Below are 18,344 nucleotides of genomic sequence, written 5' to 3'. Positions count from 1 at the left end.
GGTAACAACAGTTTCTGCTTGGTTCACCACAAGAATGTACCAACTTGCAACAAATAGTTCCCTAGGCAGAAATAGGCAACTATATTTACTATGTAATAAAAAAGCAAATAATTTTTCATTTTCATATAGTGTTCTCGTAAAAGAGTCTGGTTAAAAAAAGCCAGACTCTTTTTAGTTTGATGTCTTTAGGGAAAAAAATAAAAAGGGCCGTTTGAAACTTCAAACGGCCCTTTTTATTTCATAAAATAGGTTTTTCTACCACAAAGGAGTTCTATACAGCCCCTGTTCCGTTTTTTCTTTAAGGTTCTGTACGGCCTTCTCGCGGTCACTGGCATAGGTAACCCCAAACCATTCCGCACCGGAAGGAATACACTTTACCTCGGCTTCGTTCGCCTGTAACATTTCCTGTATCATAAAAGGCAGATAGAGTTCGCTTGAAGCTATTTTGTCCTCATCCTGCAGGAATACCTTCAACTCAGCATCTATTTTATCAAAAATGGAAGGCCTACAAACCCAGAAATTCATACTGGCTTGTTCGTCACCCGTAAATTCGAGTCCGGTATCCTCATCAACAATTTTATCACCTTTTTCTACTAGTTTTAATCGCTCGTTTACAGAAACTAAATTATCGCCCTCTACCTTACATACTCCTCTTGAAACGGAACCGTGTTCAGATAGTGTATCCTTTAAGGTATATCCCAAAAGGGCGTATGCCTCGTTATTGGATTTTATGAAGTCGGCCGCTTTTTTATAAACGACCTGTCCGTAATAATCATCAGCGTTCAGTACAACAAAAGGTCCATTGATTACATTTCTAGCCGTCCAAACGGCATGTGCCGTTCCCCAAGGTTTTTGCCGGTCACCTTTATAATCCACTCCATTCGGCAGATCCGTTAATTCCTGGGCAAGGACATTTAGTTTTATGTTTTTGGGTAATCTTTCCCTTAGATGGTTTTCCAAAAAGGAAACATTTTCTTTTTTGGTAATGACCACTATTTGTTCAAAGTTGTTTTGAATGGCATCGTAGATGGCGAATTCCATTAGGAATTCTCCCTCTGGGCCCAAATCATCAAATTGCTTAAGCTTTCCGTATCTACTACCGCTACCGGCGGCCATTAAAAGTAATGTCATGGTTTTAAATTTAGGACCCAAAAATAAGGATTGTAATCAAATTAGATGTGAAGAATTGGTCAAACAGGCTATGAAAATCTATCAAGATAACTTTTAGATCATATTAAAGAGGACCGTGTCTTAATAAGCCCTTGACCGCTAAACTGATAATTATCATATTTTTTGGGAGGTATCGGGATTAGATTTGTAACATATTTATACCAACTATGTGCAATCTTATTCAAAAATATAACATTCCTGGTCCTAGGTATACTAGTTACCCAACGGTGCCATTTTGGGATATTCATTCATTTTCCGGTAAAAAATGGGAGGCTACCGTGAAGAAAAGCTTTTCGGAATCCAACGCCAAGGAAGGCATCAGTCTTTATATTCATTTACCTTTTTGTGAAAGTATGTGTACGTTTTGTGGATGTCATAAGCGTATCACCAAAAGGCACGATGTAGAGGTTCCTTACATTAACACACTGCTGAAGGAATGGTCCCTTTATCTGGAACTTTTTGATGAAAGACCCGTTGTTAAGGAATTACACCTGGGTGGAGGTACTCCAACATTCTTTAGTCCGGAAAACCTAAAAATGTTGATCAACGGTCTTTTTAGAAAAGCGGATAGGGCAGAAGGGTATGAGTTTAGTTTTGAAGGGCACCCCAACAACACCACTAAGGAACATCTTCAAGCACTATACGATGTTGGATTTAGAAGGGTCAGCTTTGGGGTTCAGGATTATAACGAGACCGTACAAAAGGCCATTCATAGGGTACAGTCCTTTGAAAATGTAAAAAATGTTACGGATTGGGCAAGGGAAATTGGGTATACTTCCGTTGGACACGATATTATCTTTGGGTTGCCACACCAAACCTTGGAACATGTTTTGGAAACCATAGCGAAAACCAAATCCTTGATGCCCGACCGATTGGCATTTTATAGTTACGCTCATGTTCCATGGCTTAAGGGTAATGGACAAAGAGGGTATAAGGATTCTGATTTACCATCCGCAGAACAAAAACGACAGCAGTATGAAGCTGGAAAACTGGAGTTGGCCAAAGCTGGTTATGTGGAAATAGGAATGGATCATTTCGCCTTGGAGACAGATAGCCTCTATCACTCCATGCAAAATAAAAAACTACATAGGAATTTTATGGGTTATACGGCTTCCAAAACACAATTAATGGTAGGGCTTGGAGCATCCAGCATAAGTGATAGCTGGTATGGTTTTGCCCAAAACGTAAAGAGTCTGGAGGAATATCAACATTTGGTGGAGAATAACATCATACCCATTTTTAGAGGTCATATTTTAACTGATGAAGATATCGTTATAAGAAAACATATTCTTAATTTAATGTGCCAATTGGAGACTATCTGGTTCGGGGAATCAATGCAATTCAAAGCGCTTCCTGTCGTTATGGACAGGTTGAAGGAAATGGAAGAGGATGGACTTTTGGAAATAACTCCCTATCAATTAAGAATTACCCAAAAAGGAAGGCCTTTCGTTCGCAATATCTGTATGGCCTTCGATATAAAATTACATGAAAAGGCTCCTGAAACAAGACTATTTTCAATGACGATCTAATTGTTTAACCTAAATCACCATAGATATGAAAAGTATAATCGTTCCCATAGATTTTTCTGAAATATCAGAGAATGCCTTTGAAGTGGCAGCTTCCATTGCCAAGAAAAACGATGCAACCTTGTATGTACTCCATATGTTGGAGTTGAATCAGGCAATGCTAACTTCTACGGAGGGTTTTCATCCAGAGCAAACGGTTTTCCTTATTAAACTGGCAGAAAAAAGATTGAACGACTTTTTGGACAAACCGTACTTGAAGGGGGTTAAGGTAGAGCCGATAATTAAACACTATAAAGTTTTTGGGGAAATAAGCAATGTTGCCGAAGAAAACAATGTCGATTTGATTGTTATGGGAAGCCAAGGTGCGGATGGGCTCAAGGAAATGTTCGTAGGGTCCAATACTGAGAAAGTAGTTAGAAACTCTGATATTCCCGTTTTGGTCATTAAGTCCAAGGCAAAGGATTTCAATCCCAAACAAATGGTTTTTGCCTGTGATTTGAAAAGCGAGAATATTCATGCCTTGCAAAGGGCCAAGTCGATTGCCGATAGTTTTTCGGCAGAATTGAAACTGGTGTATATAAACACCCCTGGAGATGATTTTTTAAGTACCGCCGAAATTCAACAACGAATAAAATCATTTTGCGACCTGGTCGGTTTTGATCTCCTTATAGCCATTTATAACGACTACAACGTAGAACGAGGTGTACTGAATTTTGGAATGGAGAGCAATGCCGATATGATCGGTGTCCCCACCCATGGAAGAACAGGCCTGTCCCATTTTTTTATGGGCAGTATAGGAGAGGATATTGCTAACCATGCAAACTTACCTGTGGTAACCTTTAAGATTTAGTGTAGGTTAAATAGTCACAGTTTATTTTAGTTGGTTGGAAAAGGGTGCGAAAGCACCCTTTTTTATGTTAGCATCATTTTTACGGGATCCCAGTTGACAGGTTGTTTTTTATAGTAGCTTTCATTGGCCAATAGGGCGGCACCTGCCGCTCTTAAACCAAATGTAGGATCTTCAATTACGGAACCGTTGTTTCGTATTGCGGTAAAAAAGTTATTAAAGTGGTCATAATGCCCACCTTTATAATCCCTTTCCGCCTCCCAAGTTGTTGTTCCAGTGCTTAGGGAAGATGACCTTGGTTCCAGATTTTCCTGTGCATATCCTTCACGGATTTTTTTCTGCATGTCTTCGGTAAAGGATACCATGGAATAACCTTGCGGTATCATGTTCAGTTTGGAGCGCTTTACCGAAACGGAATTTTGGCCTACTTCCATTTCGCCCTCGGTACCTATAAGTTTAAATCCTCCACCTCCTCCACTTCCGGCAATGAAATTGATTCTAAAAGCCGCATTGAAGGCAGCATGGGTGTCGGTCCTGGGGTAGTCATACAAGGTAATGGAAACATCCGGGACGTCCCTGCCGTCTTTCCAATATCTGAGTCCGCCCGTGGCTAATGCCCTGTTTGGACCTTGTGAGCTTATGACATAATTTAAGGTGGAGAAGGCATGAACGAACAAATCACCCGCCACACCGGTACCATAATCCTGATAGTTTCGCCATCTAAAAAAGCGCTTGGGCTCAAAAGGTACTTTGGGGGCCTTTCCCAAAAAAGTGTCGAAGTCGACGGTTTCCGGATTTGCATCTGGCGGTATGGGATACTGCCATGCGCCTTCGGCGGAATACCTATCGTTATACATATCCAACATGACGATATCACCTATTGCCCCTTCCTCATACAATTGTTTGGCTTTTTCGTTCCCTAAGGAAGACATACCCTGGCTTCCAATTTGGCATATTTTACCGCTAGCTTTTTGCGCATTTATTATAGCCTCGCCTTCTTCTGCCTTTTGCACCATAGGTTTTTCACAGTAGACGTGCTTTCCCGCCTTTAAGGCATCGATTGTAATCTTCTGATGCCAATGATCAGGTGTCGCAATAATAACTGCATCAATATCTTTTCTATTCAAAATATCCCTATAGTCCCTGGACGTAAAAATAGAATCGCCCCAAAGTTCCTTGGCACGCTCCAAGCGGCCTGTATACAAATCACATGCGGCCACCAATTGTACACCATCGACCCTTAATGCACTTTGGGTATCATATATGCCCTGTATGCCCGTTCCTATCAGTGCAAGGTTAATACGGTCATTGGCACTATAATTTTGAGGTATATAATCTCTTGTAAGTAAAAGCCTTTCTTCAAAGTTCGAAGCGAAAATATATGGGGCGGATGTTACGGCAGCTGAGGTTAAGGTAGCTTTTTTGATAAAGGACCTTCGGGAGTTTTTGTTGTTCATGGAATGGATTAATCGGTTTTATAAAATTTTGGTGATTTTAAAAATAAGGATTTTTAACCGATTTGTTCCTTGTTAAAATTATACTTCCTGTAAAAGTGCCAAAGTGGTCTGATAATAGCCTTTGGTTGATTCTTAAGTGCATCCTTTATTTGGAGTTACGATGCTCATATATTTTCATGAACAGCATAGTATTCATTTTCCGGGCCCTATTTTTTGCTATCCAAACCGTTTCACCTGAAAAAAGCTCGTCTAGGGTAGCGAACCAAAGATTTAGCCATATGCCAAAGTGCTCCATGGTCATGGTATTGCCCATGAAATCATCTGTTTTTTGATGGGCCTTAATGGGGTCCCCGATATACTTTCTTTTCATGAACAGCTGCGATTCCCAAAAATCTGTCAAGATTTCCAAGTGGGCATCCCAATCAGTAATTATACCGTTGAAGATGGGGGCAAGAGTGGCATCCTTTCTTACCTTTTCGTAAAAGATGCTCACTAGGTGAGCTATATCTTTTCTGTTTTTGAGTTCGGGTTTGTTTACCATAAAATCTTTTTTAGAAGTAAGGAATTAATCTTTTGAACAATTTCTAATTCAGGTCTAGCGCATTCCAGACTTCAATTTAAAAAACAATTGGTCAAAAGACCTCTCGCCCGCCCTTGAGGGTACAGTAATTAATGATTTATAACGGTCATTCGGTAACCTTTTAAAGTGCTTTCTCATGGACTTATGTGAGAAGTAATTATCCCAGCGTTTCCATCATAAAAGCATATAATTCCTGCATTTGGGGTTTGCCTTTTCTTTTGCCCATTTGTCCAAAGGTATAAAGGGCAAACCATATGACCACAAGTAAGGCCATGAACGCTAGTTGAAGTCCGTAAGGTTTATGGAGCGAGGAGCTTACATAGGCCCAAATGCCCACTATGATGAACAAGGTGGCCACAATAAAATGTAAAAACATAAAGAAGGTCCAAAGGGTAGGGTTTGGACCAAAAAAGCCATATATTTTTGATGTTTTTTCATCAAGGGAATCAATTTCCAAATGAAGTTGAGGTGATCCAAAATGTGCTGCTTGCGTATTGAATTTTATGAAAATATGGTTGTCCAGACATTTAATATGAAATGGGTCTTTTTTAGCATCCAAGAATTTTCTCAATAAGAGTTCCCTTTTGCCGAGAATCTCCAATTGGAATCTTGGCCTAAGAACAATATCATTGGGAAGTTTTTTCATTGGCCGTTCATTGGTGGCATTCGATATTTGCAGAAACCATTTCCGTGACCGGTTTGGGAGACAAATATGGAATTCCAAGTCCCAGACCCCTTATGATGAAAAGAGTCCCCATTAGAACCACAAAAACAGGAATCAGTTTTTGGATACGTTGCTTTACGCTTCCTTTCAATAGCGCACTGAAGTATACGGCACTGGTCATTAGTGGAACGGTCCCCAAACCAAAAAGTACCATATAAAGACTTCCCTGGGCTACACTACCCATGGCAATGGCACCGAAAAGTGCCATATAGACCAATCCACAGGGAAGAAAACCATTTAGGAAACCTATGGTTAAAAAGGTGTCTGGTGTTTTCTTTTTAAATTCCTGGCCCAACCTACTTTTTATTTTTGATATGACTTTATAAACAGGGCGCCCTATATGGATTTTTTTAAGGATTTTAGAGGGAATAAGTACCAATAGTATCATAAGGATTCCAATAGCAATGGAAAGTCTTTGCTGCATTCCAAAAACAAAAAGTCCTTTTCCCAATAGACCAAAAACCAAACCTATAATTCCATAGGCTAGAAGCCTTCCAATGTGGTAAAGACTTATTTGACCAAATTTTTTGAGATTGTTACTATGGTCAACCGGCAACATAAAGGCAATGGGGCCGCACATACCTATGCAGTGTAGACTTCCCATAAAACCTAATATAAAGGCCGATAGTACCATGGTCTAAAAAGTGATTTTTTCTTTATGTAAATATTCGGTATCGTTGTATTCCCAACTTACTTTAATGTCCCAACGACCATCCAACAAGCGGTTGTCAGGTATGAGCAAATGGTTATTGGACAAACTTATGGGTAAGTCAAAATCCAATTGCTTATTAGATGGTCTATATAGGGACACTGTTCCTTGTATTTTTTTTGGGTCCAATTTATTAGGGAATACGATTTCCAGACCGTTCGCCTTTTTGTTCAACAGTAATCTGGTAATATCCTTATTGGCATTGTTTTGGGCATTAATTTCCTGCTGGTAGGCAAGTTCTTCCCTATAATAGTCCTCGGTTACCAAATCATGGTTGGCACGGCTATCCGTACTCATCCTTACCACAAAAAACAGGATAAAGCCAATAAACCCTATAAATGCCAGTACTATTCCAGTTCCCCAATTGATTTTCATCTTTATCTTTTATTAATTATTTATAACTTCTAGGTGCCATAAAGGAGCACATGGTCGTTTCCACCAATGTATCCCCACTATATACCCCAACTTTTAATTTTTCCTTATCACTTTTTACGGCGGCATTGTTAATCTCTATGAAGAGCGTTCCTTCGGCCAAATCCTGTGCTGGCACTGTGAAATTTTCGTTTCTGACCAGCTTTACCGTGCCCTTGTGTGAAAGCAACTTAAAACTTACATCCTCTACTGGTTTTGTAGTCTTGTTCACCAATTTGTAGGTATAAACGTTACTAATAATATTACCTTCCTTATGTTCGTAAAGTTGTCCTGGCAATCGAAGAATATTGGCTTCCAAATCATTTCTTAGAAACATCATGCCAACCAAAACCCCAATGAGTATAAGAAGTACGGCAGAATATCCTTTTAATCTGGGAGTGAATTTGAACTTTTCCTTTTTGGTAATTTCATCCTCACTCGCGTACCTGATCAATCCTTTAGGCAAGTTTACCTTTTCCATGATGGTATCGCACTCATCGATACAGGCCGTACAATTGACACATTCCAATTGGGTACCGTTCCTAATATCGATACCGGTAGGGCACACGTTTACACATTGAAAGCAATCTATACAATCCCCATATCCCAAAGCTTCCCTGTCTTCATTTTTGCGCCATTTTTTACGACCGTTTTCGGCCTCACCGCGTTTATGGTCATATGCCACAACGATGGATTTGTTATCCAACAGTACCCCCTGCATTCTGCCATAGGGACAAGCTATGATACACACCTGTTCCCTAAACCAGGCAAAGACGAAGTAGAAGACCCCGGTAAAAATCAATAAGGAGGCAATTGTGCTTAAATGTTCAAAAGGCCCGTCGGTGATATATCTTATTAATCTGTCACTACCTATCAAATAGGCCAGGAATACGTTGGCGATCAAAAAGGAAATTATAAAGAAGATGAACCATTTTAAGACCCGTTTCCTAATTTTTTCGGCATCCCAAGCTTGACGGTCCAATTTTATCTGGGCACCACGGTCACCATCGATCCAATACTCGATTCTTCTGAAGACCATTTCCATGAAAATGGTCTGGGGGCACATCCATCCGCAGAAAATACGTCCGAATGCAACGGTAAAGAGTGCGATAAAAATCACACCTATTATCATGGAGATAACGAACAAATGAAAATCCTGGGGCCAAAAAGGAAATCCAAAAATATTGAAACGGCGTTCCAGGACATTGAACATCAAAAACTGGTTGCCATTAATTTTTATAAAAGGTGCCGAGAATAAAAACGCTAACAGAAAATAGCTTACATATTTTCTATATTCATAGAACTTGCCACTTGGTTTTTTGGGAAAAATCCAGGCTCTTTTGCCATCTTCGTTAATCGTTCCAATGGAATCCCTAAAGTTTTCTTGATCTTGTGCCATTACGGTTTAGTTTATCTTGCTTTTGATTAGGGATAGTAATCTTATTATGAACTGTTTTATGGTCGTTTGAGTACTCGATACTTTTAATCTAACTGCCATATGCCTTAAATAGAGTATATGGCAGTTAAATAAGGTGCTGCTATTCAATTACGCTACCCTCTTCGTCAATGGTTTTAATGAATTCCAAAGTGTCTACCTCAACCTCTATTTTTACGGAGTCTACGGCCGGAGCGCCTTCTACATCCATGTGTGGGTTTATAATAATGTCACCTTCCGGTGCTTTGGGGTTGGCCGGTGTTGTTCCTTGAAAATTCAATACGTAACTGGCTACCTGTGCAATTTCTGCAGGCTTAAGGCTTTGTTTCCAGGCAATCATGCCCTTACCGTCTCGTCCTCCTTCTGAAATTGTATTAAAGACCGTTTTGATATCCCCGCCCAATATCCAGTTTTGATCGGTTAGGTTTGGACCAATACCTCCTCCACCGTCTGCCATGTGGCAAGCGATACAGTTCGATTCGAAAATGGTTTTACCGGCAGCAATGTCCGATGCATCGGTTAAAATTTCCACGGTATTTACATCTACCAAGTCCTTTGCATTTTTCTTGTATTCCGCAATTTCGGCTTCGGCCAAGGTAACTTCCGTTAGGTATTCCGTGTCTTGGTCATAATCATGGAAAATATGGAAGCGAACCAAGTAAACTATACCAAAAATGATGGTGGCATAAAACATATATACCCACCACGGCGGAAGTTTATTGTCCAACTCCCTAATGCCATCATAATTGTGGTCCAAAATGATTTCCCCTTCGGCTTCAATAGGTTTGGAGCCCAATAGCTTTTTGTACATTCTTTTGCCCCATGCCCATTCCATTCCTTGTTCCTTGGAAGCCAGATAACGTTCCTTAGCATCCTCAGATAGGGTTTGGAACATGACATTTTCAATAGAGGCTAGAATAAGTTCAATTCCAATTAGAAGTAGCAATATAAAGCCCAAGAATAGGGTAACTATTGGATATTCAATAAATGCCGGTTTGTCCCCGGAGTCGACGAAAAACTCCGTCAATCCAAATGCGGCGAAAAAAAGTAGTGGAAGTCTGATCCACCAAGGTCCTAGGTTTTTCATAATTCAATATTTTGTTGGTTGTTATTGTCTAATGGAATTTCGCTTACTTCTTTTACATAATCCTTGGATGCGGTAAATACCCACCAGAACAGTACTACGAAGAAGACGAAGAAGATCATCAACGAAATCATTGGGTAGGTGGCTACCCCCTCAATGTTTTCCATATATCCTTTTACGAACTTTAACATGGCTATTTATTTTCTGATATTAATTCGTTTGTTTCCTTAATTTTTATGTCCGTACCCAATCGTTGTAGGTAGGCGATCAATGCTACAATTTCCCTATCGCGCATTTCTATGAATTCCTCACCGTTTTCAGCGGCATATTTTTTGTCGGCCTCATAAGTCTTCGCAAAATCGGGGTCGCTATAGAGGTTTTTCTCTATTTGAGTGGCCTGTGCGCCCATATTGGCTTCGGCATTGGCAATATCCTCATCGGTATAAGGAACTCCCAAGGACACCATGGCTTCCATTTTGTCCTGAACTCCACTTCTGTCATGCTTGTTGCGTACCAACCATGAATAGGAGGGCATGATGGAACCAGAGGAAGTGGTCTGTGGATCGTACATGTGGTTTAGGTGCCAATTGTCCGTATATTTTCCACCGACCCTTAACAAGTCCGGACCGGTTCTTTTACTTCCCCATAGGAATGGATGGTCATATACAAATTCCCCGGCTTTGGCATATTCGCCGTAACGTTCTACTTCACTTCTGAACGGCCTGATCATCTGGGAATGGCAACCCACACAACCTTCTCGTATGTAAAGGTCCCTTCCTTCCAATTCAAGTGGTGTATAGGGTTTTACACTGGTTATGGTAGGTATGTTGGATTTTACCATAATCGTAGGTACTATTTGTACGATGCCCCCGATCAGTATAGCAACGGTTGCCAGGATGGTCAATTGGATGGGTTTACGCTCCAACCAAGTGTGAAAGGTTTCTCCAGCGGTCCTGCCTTTCGAGACTCTTGTAAGTGGAGCGGCTTCAGCCAATTCATCCTCCACTTTTTGTCCGGATTTTATGGTTACGACCACATTGTATACCATTACAATGGCTCCTACAATATAAAGGCTACCGCCAATGGCCCTCATCCAGTACATAGGGATGATCTCGTTTACGGTTTCCAAGAAGTTACCGTACACCAAGGTGCCATCTGGGTTGAAGTCTTTCCACATTAAGGCTTGTGTAAACCCGGCTACGTACATAGGCAAAGCATATAGGATAATACCTAGGGTGCCAATCCAGAAGTGGAAGTTTGCAAGCCCAACGGAAGCCAAGCGGGTCTTGAACATTTTTGGAACCAACCAATAGATCATACCAAAGGTCAAGAAACCGTTCCATGCCAGGGCTCCAACATGCACGTGGGCAATAATCCAGTCGCTAAAGTGTGCTATGGCGTTTACATTTTTTAAGGATAGCATGGGTCCCTCAAAAGTGGCCATACCGTACCCTGTAATCGCTACCACCATAAATTTAAGGGTAGGGTCTGTACGAACTTTATCCCAAGCTCCCCTTAAGGTCAATAGACCGTTGATCATACCACCCCAGGAAGGAGCTATCAACATGACAGAGAAAGCAACACCAAGGTTTTGCGCCCAATCCGGTAAAGCTGAATACAAAAGGTGATGTGGACCCGCCCATATATAAATAAATATCAATGACCAGAAGTGTACAATGGAAAGTCTATAGGAGTATACAGGTCTGTTCGCCGCTTTCGGGACAAAATAGTACATCAGCCCTAAGAACGGTGTCGTTAAAAAGAATGCAACCGCATTGTGACCGTACCACCATTGTACCAAGGCATCTTGCACCCCTGCATAAACGGAGTAACTTTTTAATGCACTTACCGGTAATTCCAAACTATTGAATATATGAAGTACCGCAACGGTAACGAATGTGGCCAAATAGAACCAAATGGCAACGTATAAATGGCGTTGTCTTCTCTTGATCATGGTTCCGATCAGGTTCACCCCAAATGCTACCCAAACAAGGGCTATTGCAATATCGATAGGCCACTCAAGTTCTGCATATTCCTTAGAGGTTGAATATCCTAAGGGTAGCGTTATGGCGGCGGCCACGATAATTAACTGCCAGCCCCAAAAGTTGATGTTGCTCAAGACATCACTGAACATCCTTGCTTTTAAGAGACGCTGGGTGGAGTAATAAACACCGGCGAAAATGGCATTACCCACAAATGCAAAAATCACTGCATTGGTGTGCAAGGGTCTTAAACGGCCAAAACTTAGCCAAGAAATCCCGTCCGTTACATTTGGGAACAGGAACATAAAGGCCAACAAAAGGCCCACGGACATACCCACAATTCCCCAAAGCATTGTGGCGTAGATAAACTTTTTTACGATTTTATTATCGTAATAAAACTGCTGTACTTCCATAGTTGATTAGTTATTTGATTCTATTGATGTATCCATGTTGGATTTTTGTAAACTCTTCTTTTCTTTTACCACTTCGTCCTCAAAGAGCATCCGGACCGATGGCGTATAGGAATCGTCATATTGCCCATTTTTTACGGAAAAAATAAAGGCTGTAAAAAAAACAATGGCAACAACGATACTAATGGCCAATAACACATATATAACACTCATACCTACCTGAATTTCGGGGTAAAATTACCGTTGTTAATACCTTTTAAATATGACATTTATCAGTTTTAAAAATTTTATTCAAATACTTTTCCTTTGTCATTATTTAGTTCAATTTTCTGCCCAATAGGTTGGTCATTACCGTTGTAAAGGCAACCACACTAATGGAACTCAAGGGCATTAGAATCGCTGCTATTACGGGCTGCAACTGCCCGGTAACCGCAAAATAAAGTCCCACTACGTTGTAAAGGAGGGATAATAAAAAGCTCAGCTTTATAATCTTCATGGCCTTTTTGGAGGCTATGATGTATTGGTATAAGTTTTGGAATTTTGAGGCGTCCATAATACCATCACAGGCAGGAGAGAACACATTAATGTTTTCTGATATGGTTATGCCCACTTCTGCCTGGGCAAGCGCACCGGCATCGTTAAGACCGTCACCCACCATCAACACCTTTTTTCCTTGCTCCTGCAGGGAGGTTATAAAGGCCAGTTTATCTTCTGGCTTCTGATTAAAGTACAATGGGGTGACTTTTGGCAGGAGTTTTTCCAAGTTTTTCTTTTCCCCTTCATTATCTCCAGATAGGATTGCCAATTGCAGTTGCTCGGACATTTGCTTGAAAACCTCGGAAACACCTTTCCTGTACTGATTATGGAACACATATTTGCCCTTGTACCCATTATTGCTGGCAACATGCACGGCCGTATTCAAACTATCCGATACTTCTAGTTTCCCAACAAATTCTGATGAACCTATCTTGATGTGCTTATCTCCTTTGCTGCCCTCCAGGCCTTTACCCAGGTGTTCCTCGTAGTCATCCAAGGTGTAGATATTATGGTCAGACAGAATATCGTACAATGTTCTGCTCAAAGGATGGTTGGAAGCTCTTAAGGTGTTCTTTAATAAAGATTCTTCTTCTAAGGTCAATGGCATGCCTTCATATGTGGCGGTACTTCTTTTGGCTGTTGTAATCGTTCCGGTTTTATCAAAAATAGCAGTGTCTATCTGGGCCAATTGTTCTATAACGCTGCTATCGCGTAAATAGAACTTTTTTTGACCGAAAATACGAAGCATGTTGCCCAAGGTAAATGGGGAGGCCAAGGCTATGGCACACGGGCAGGCAATGATGAGCACTGCAGTAAATACGTTCATGGCCAATGATGCATCAAAATATAACCAGAATAAGGTTGATGCGAAGGCAATAGTCAATACGGCAATGGTAAAGCGTTTACCTATGCCATCGGTAATATTTTGGAATCGGGTGGATTTATCCGTTTTAAAGACGGAATTGCTCCAAAGCTGGGTAAGGTAACTTTGGGAAACCGATTTTAAGGCCTCCACCTCTATGGGGCCGTTCATTTGTCTTCCTCCTGCGAATACCTTTTCGCCAAATTCCTTCTCTACTGGTGCCGATTCCCCTGTCACAAAACTGTAATCTATCTGTGCCTTGCCTTTGTAAAGAACACCATCCACAGGAATTAATTCCTCATTTCTGATCAGCAAGAGGTCTCCTTGTTTAATATCATGTACCTGGGTGCTTACCTCCTTGCCATCGGCATTTATGCGGGTTACCGCTATGGGGAAATAGGATTTGTAATCTCGTTCAAAGGAAAGGAAGGAATAGGTCTTTTGCTGAAAAAACTTCCCCAATAGCAGGAAGAAGACCAATCCGGTTAGGGAGTCGAAAAAACCGCTGCCCCAATCGAATACAATTTCCAATGTACTGCGAACGAACAATACCAAAATGCCTAGGGAAATGGGAACATCTATATTCAGGATTTTGGAACGAAGGCCTTTGTATGCCGAAATGAAGTAGTCTGCCCCTGCATAAAAAACGACCGGAAGGGAAAATGCGAACATTAACCATCTGAAAACCACTTCATATTGATTGAGCCAGAATTCGCCACCAGAGGTTTTGCTACTATTTAAATCAAAATAATCCGGAAAGGAGAGAAACATCACATTGCCAAAGGCAAATCCTGCGACTCCCAACTTGTATATGAGGCTTCGGTCCACCTTTTTTTCCTTTCCATCAATATCTTCCAAAGATATATAGGGTTCGTACCCTATTCTTGCGAGTAACAGCACCACCTCTTTTAAGTTGGTTTTTTTGCTGTTATAGGATATCCGTACCGTTTTTTTTGAAAAGTTAACTTGTGATGAGGTGATGAAGGGGTTTAGCTTGTTCATGTTTTCCAATATCCAAATACAAGAGCTACAATGTATTAATGGAATATAGAGATTCACTATTTGAAGGTTCCCATCATTAAATTCTGTTAATTTTTCAACAATGCTCTCGGTTTCCAAAAAGTCATATTTTCCATCGATGGCATTGGGCGTGGAACCCGCAGAGGATTGTATGTCATAATAATAGGAAAGATTGTTTTCCGAAAAAATCTCGTAGACTGTCTTGCAACCGTTGCAACAGAAGCATTTTTCGTCATATTGGATAGTCTCGGAGCCGCAATCGTCACCACAGTGATAACAGTTTTGCTTTTCCATAATTCATTTGCTAATACCTTGGGCAAAGGTTTAGTTTCAACAATTCTTAAAATATGATAATTATCAGTTTTTACCTACCTTTAAGATGTTAAATTTGTGGAGTCAGGTAAATTATAATGAAATGGAAAGCAGATGTGAAAATTGTATCATACGTCAGTTTAATTCCTTACGTGCAATGTCCAAGGAGGAATTAAAACGGGTGTCCGATTCAAAAACTACGAGACTTGTTAAAAAGGGTGAACCAATTTTTAAGGAAGGCGAAAAATTGGACGGCGTTTTTTGTGTTCGAGACGGGGTTTCCAAACTATCCAAATTAAGTGCCAATGGCAAAGATCAGATTGTAAAACTGGCCAGTAAGGGCGAGGTTATTGGACAACGGTCCGTGGTGGCCGAAGAAAGTGTAAACTTGACTGCCGTGGCCGTAAGCGACATGGAAGTTTGTTTTATTCCTAAGGAGGGAATAGTCTCTACCTTACATACCAACCCCAATTTTACCTTAGAGGTGTTGAGACATATGGCGCACGACCTTAAAGAAGCGGATGATGTCATCGTGAACATGAGCCAAAAAAATGTAAAACAGCGTATGGCCGAAGCTTTTCTTTATCTGAAGAAGAATTTTGGAGAGGATGAGGAAGGATTTTTACGGTTGGTGCTTTCCAGGGAAGATATTTCCAATGTTGTGGGAACTGCTATAGAGTCCTGTATCCGTATCATTTCAGAGTTCAAGAAAAAGGGATATCTCAAGACTTCCGGCAAGAAAATAGGAATCGCAGATGAAAAGGCCTTAAACAATCTTATAGAAGGTTTTTAATACCCTATTTTTTTAAAGCTGATATTTGTCATAGTTTGAACATCCAGTTCAGTCTAATTTTATCGCGGATTCAAAGATGAAATTAGATGAAGAATATTTTAATCCCCACGGACTTTTCAGAAAATTCCTGTAATGCCATTAAGTATGCGATTTCCATGTTTTGGGACCAGGAATGCATTTTTTATTTTTTGAATACCTATACTCCGGCAATAGCCGGAAGTAGGTTTATGGCCGCATCCTTTGAAGAAAGTATGCTCACCAATAGCGCCGCAAAATATTCTCAAAAAGGTCTGGATGATTTATTGCAGCGGGTGAAAAAGGACTTCGTAAACGAGAAGCATAGTTTTAGGACTATATCTTCCTTTAGTTTGTTGGTGGATGAGGTTGTGGAGAGTATCAGAACATACGACATAGATCTTGTTGTTATGGGTACTACGGGTGCCACGGGTATGGAAGAGGTTTTTATGGGCAGTAATGCGGTACGGGTCATTAAATCTGTAAAGGACTGTCCGGTCTTGGCAATTCCGCAAAATTTTGAATTTGAAAAACCCACGGAAATCGCTTTTGCAACAGATTTTACCCGATTTTATACCAAATCTGAATTAAAGGCATTATTGGAATTGGCTGCAATTTTTGATGCGACCGTAAGAATAGTACATGTTCAGTATGAAATCAAGTCCCTTTCCGAATTGCAACTGTTCAATTTGGGAATGCTAAGGAAATATCTTGGCGGGGTAGAACATTACGTGCACACGGTATCGGAACTCAATTCCGTATCCAAAACGTTAGAGGTGTTTTCCAAGGAAATGGATATTCACCTACTGGCCATGTTGAACTATCAACATAGCTATATGGAGCAATTGATAAGGGAGCCCGTTGTAAAAAGAGTCGCCTTCCACACGCAGATACCACTTTTGGTCATTCCGGAATTGGGCATGACCTCCAACTTGAAGGAATCTAGTAATAGGGATAACGTCTTAATGTCTAATTGACCCTATTCCCAATAGGATGGTCTTCATAAAAATCATTAAAGGTTTTATTTGTAGTGTAATTGTCCGTCAAGACCTTATACACCATAAGCACAATTAGGGCCTGCCCCAAAACGGTACAGTAAAATATCCAATTAAAGGGAAAGTTCATCACGGACATAATGGTTACCGTTACCAAGGCCATTGTAGCGGCCAACACCCAAACATAGACTGAATCTTTCATTTTTATTAGAAAGATAGTATTTAGGGATTGGTAAATACGTTAAAGGATTTTTAAAACTTACTTTAAAAATCTTGTGACCAAAATTTGTCCTCTTCGGGAATCAGGGTTTTTTGTTCCCCTTCTAATGGATTGAAACCAGTCTTGGCAAAGTAATACCAAAGGGTAGATGAAAGGGCGGGAGTAATATCGGCATGGTCCCATAATTCGCTTTCTCCGTAGGACGTACCAAAATTTGCTGCGTAAGGTATGCCTTTGTTATTTTCAAAATTCGGACTTTGTATGATAGACTTTTCGATGTTTTCCATAATTTTTTCGGAAAGGTCAAACCTCTGAATACTGTTAAAGGCAACAGCCATTTGTGCAGTACCTTCCAACCATATTACATCCTTATCCTCATCGAAACCATATCCGGAAATAGTTTCCCCGCTTAGTGTGGCCGTTTGTTCATTGATAAATCTATTTGCTTGAAACAATACATCATCGTGTAAGTCCTTAAAAATTAGTTTACTTAATGAAAAGACATCCAGGGCATATGCGTATTCAGGATTTTCGGGCCAGGCCATCAAAAGTCCCAACTCGGCATCCCATCGGTTGTTTTCCAAGAAGCGTAAAATGTCCTGGTGGAATTCATCATAACCTCTTACCGCAAGGAAGGCGGTAATCATACCTTCCGTAACATTTGGAATTTCCGTCGCATCTGGATTCGTACCTCCTTTTAGGGCTCCAGATTGTATTTGGAGCGACCGTAGCCAGCTATCCAGTTTAAGGGCAAGTGGTCCATATTTTGAGGATTGATATTTGTTCTCATATTGGTTCAAGGCAATGAGCAACCAAGCATTGTCGCCCATCCAAACTCGCTCAGGATGGGAACCGTCAGAATTTCTGAACTGATAAAAACCTCCAGTTTGTGGTAGTTCGTAATCCGCTATAGAACTATAGTAATCAAGAATTTTTTCAGCATGTTCCTTTTTATCCTCCTGTATGAAGAAAATGACGGTAAGCGCATTGTCATACAGGGAAGTAAAGCTGGAAATTTCAGTACTTTCCATTAAACCTGAGGATTGCTGTCTATTTGAAATCCAGTTGACGAATGCCTCTTCAAAGACTTGGGATTTTTGATTTGTCTTTTCGGATTCGGCGGCAATTTCCTCATCCAATGTTACTTTTAAATCCTCGTGCAAGGTGGTTACGTCCTCTTTGCTGCAAGAAAGAAAAAGGAATATGGAGATTAATGAAGCAGTCAATCTTGGGTTCATGTGGTAGGTCGTCACTG

18 protein-coding genes are annotated in these 18,344 nt (G+C 40.6%); 4 read left to right on the top strand and 14 right to left on the bottom strand.

Annotation, left to right across the window (positions count from 1 at the left end; genetic code table 11):
* Window positions 1-255: 255 nt before the first annotated feature.
* Window positions 256-1,131 (bottom strand): nucleotidyltransferase family protein, encoded by an 876-nt coding sequence (locus CJ263_RS05300; protein ID WP_229702323.1) that lies wholly within the window; start codon window positions 1,129-1,131, stop codon window positions 256-258.
* A gap of 206 nt (window positions 1,132-1,337) precedes the next feature.
* Between CJ263_RS05300 and hemN the strand changes: the two genes are divergently transcribed.
* Both hemN and CJ263_RS05290 read left to right on the top strand, forming a co-directional pair.
* Window positions 1,338-2,699: an oxygen-independent coproporphyrinogen III oxidase gene (gene hemN / locus CJ263_RS05295; protein WP_094996300.1), complete on the top strand. Its 1,362-nt coding sequence runs from the start codon at window positions 1,338-1,340 to the stop codon at window positions 2,697-2,699.
* A gap of 25 nt (window positions 2,700-2,724) precedes the next feature.
* On the top strand, window positions 2,725-3,546 hold the full coding sequence (locus tag CJ263_RS05290) for a universal stress protein (protein WP_094996299.1): 822 nt from the start codon (window positions 2,725-2,727) through the stop codon (window positions 3,544-3,546).
* 62 nt (window positions 3,547-3,608) lie between these two features.
* Here the strand turns inward: CJ263_RS05290 and CJ263_RS05285 are convergent, their stop codons facing one another.
* The 11 genes from CJ263_RS05285 to CJ263_RS05235 form a co-directional block, all read right to left on the bottom strand.
* Window positions 3,609-5,000 carry a Gfo/Idh/MocA family protein gene (locus CJ263_RS05285; RefSeq protein WP_094996298.1) on the bottom strand — a complete coding sequence of 464 codons (1,392 nt, stop codon included), beginning with the start codon at window positions 4,998-5,000 and terminating at the stop codon, window positions 3,609-3,611.
* Between the two features lie 145 nt (window positions 5,001-5,145).
* Window positions 5,146-5,541: a group III truncated hemoglobin gene (locus CJ263_RS05280; protein WP_094996297.1), complete on the bottom strand. Its 396-nt coding sequence runs from the start codon at window positions 5,539-5,541 to the stop codon at window positions 5,146-5,148.
* Between the two features lie 196 nt (window positions 5,542-5,737).
* A complete protein-coding gene (locus tag CJ263_RS05275; protein WP_094996296.1) occupies window positions 5,738-6,226 on the bottom strand; it encodes a GTP-binding protein in 489 nt (162 codons plus the stop codon).
* Between the two features lie 7 nt (window positions 6,227-6,233).
* Window positions 6,234-6,938, bottom strand: coding sequence for a sulfite exporter TauE/SafE family protein (locus tag CJ263_RS05270; RefSeq protein ID WP_094996295.1), 705 nt, complete (start codon window positions 6,936-6,938; stop codon window positions 6,234-6,236).
* A gap of 3 nt (window positions 6,939-6,941) precedes the next feature.
* The gene (locus tag CJ263_RS05265; RefSeq protein ID WP_094996294.1) at window positions 6,942-7,388 is read right to left on the bottom strand and encodes a FixH family protein; all 447 of its coding nucleotides are present in this window, start codon (window positions 7,386-7,388) and stop codon (window positions 6,942-6,944) included.
* 16 nt (window positions 7,389-7,404) lie between these two features.
* Entirely contained in the window at window positions 7,405-8,823 is a 1,419-nt protein-coding gene (gene ccoG, locus CJ263_RS05260; RefSeq protein WP_094996293.1) for a cytochrome c oxidase accessory protein CcoG, read from the bottom strand.
* A gap of 139 nt (window positions 8,824-8,962) precedes the next feature.
* Window positions 8,963-9,946: a cbb3-type cytochrome c oxidase N-terminal domain-containing protein gene (locus tag CJ263_RS05255; RefSeq protein WP_094996292.1), complete on the bottom strand. Its 984-nt coding sequence runs from the start codon at window positions 9,944-9,946 to the stop codon at window positions 8,963-8,965.
* Entirely contained in the window at window positions 9,943-10,134 is a 192-nt protein-coding gene (locus CJ263_RS05250) for a CcoQ/FixQ family Cbb3-type cytochrome c oxidase assembly chaperone (RefSeq protein WP_094996291.1), read from the bottom strand. The genes CJ263_RS05255 and CJ263_RS05250 overlap by 4 nt, the downstream gene beginning before the upstream one ends.
* A 2-nt stretch (window positions 10,135-10,136) precedes the next feature.
* The gene (gene ccoN / locus CJ263_RS05245) at window positions 10,137-12,338 is read right to left on the bottom strand and encodes a cytochrome-c oxidase, cbb3-type subunit I (protein WP_094996290.1); all 2,202 of its coding nucleotides are present in this window, start codon (window positions 12,336-12,338) and stop codon (window positions 10,137-10,139) included.
* A gap of 6 nt (window positions 12,339-12,344) precedes the next feature.
* Window positions 12,345-12,548 carry a cbb3-type cytochrome oxidase assembly protein CcoS gene (ccoS, locus tag CJ263_RS05240; RefSeq protein ID WP_094996289.1) on the bottom strand — a complete coding sequence of 68 codons (204 nt, stop codon included), beginning with the start codon at window positions 12,546-12,548 and terminating at the stop codon, window positions 12,345-12,347.
* A gap of 103 nt (window positions 12,549-12,651) precedes the next feature.
* Window positions 12,652-15,048: a heavy metal translocating P-type ATPase gene (locus CJ263_RS05235; protein ID WP_094996288.1), complete on the bottom strand. Its 2,397-nt coding sequence runs from the start codon at window positions 15,046-15,048 to the stop codon at window positions 12,652-12,654.
* Window positions 15,049-15,169: 121 nt separating this feature from the next.
* On the opposite strand from CJ263_RS05235, the gene CJ263_RS05230 reads away from it, so the two are divergent.
* On the top strand, window positions 15,170-15,859 hold the full coding sequence (locus CJ263_RS05230) for a Crp/Fnr family transcriptional regulator (protein ID WP_229702324.1): 690 nt from the start codon (window positions 15,170-15,172) through the stop codon (window positions 15,857-15,859).
* A gap of 86 nt (window positions 15,860-15,945) precedes the next feature.
* A complete protein-coding gene (locus CJ263_RS05225; protein ID WP_094996287.1) occupies window positions 15,946-16,851 on the top strand; it encodes a universal stress protein in 906 nt (301 codons plus the stop codon).
* Here the strand turns inward: CJ263_RS05225 and CJ263_RS05220 are convergent.
* Both CJ263_RS05220 and CJ263_RS05215 read right to left on the bottom strand, forming a co-directional pair.
* A complete protein-coding gene (locus CJ263_RS05220) occupies window positions 16,844-17,071 on the bottom strand; it encodes a hypothetical protein (protein ID WP_094996286.1) in 228 nt (75 codons plus the stop codon). The genes CJ263_RS05225 and CJ263_RS05220 overlap by 8 nt on opposite strands.
* A gap of 62 nt (window positions 17,072-17,133) precedes the next feature.
* Window positions 17,134-18,342, bottom strand: coding sequence for a hypothetical protein (locus tag CJ263_RS05215; protein ID WP_229702325.1), 1,209 nt, complete (start codon window positions 18,340-18,342; stop codon window positions 17,134-17,136).
* Between the last annotated feature and the right edge of the window lie 2 nt (window positions 18,343-18,344).

This window comes from Maribacter cobaltidurans (assembly GCF_002269385.1).
Taxonomy (GTDB): Bacteria; Bacteroidota; Bacteroidia; order Flavobacteriales; family Flavobacteriaceae; genus Maribacter; species Maribacter cobaltidurans.
The sequence above is the reverse complement of the archived record's forward strand: the minus strand, read 5'-3'. Positions and strand labels throughout refer to the sequence as shown.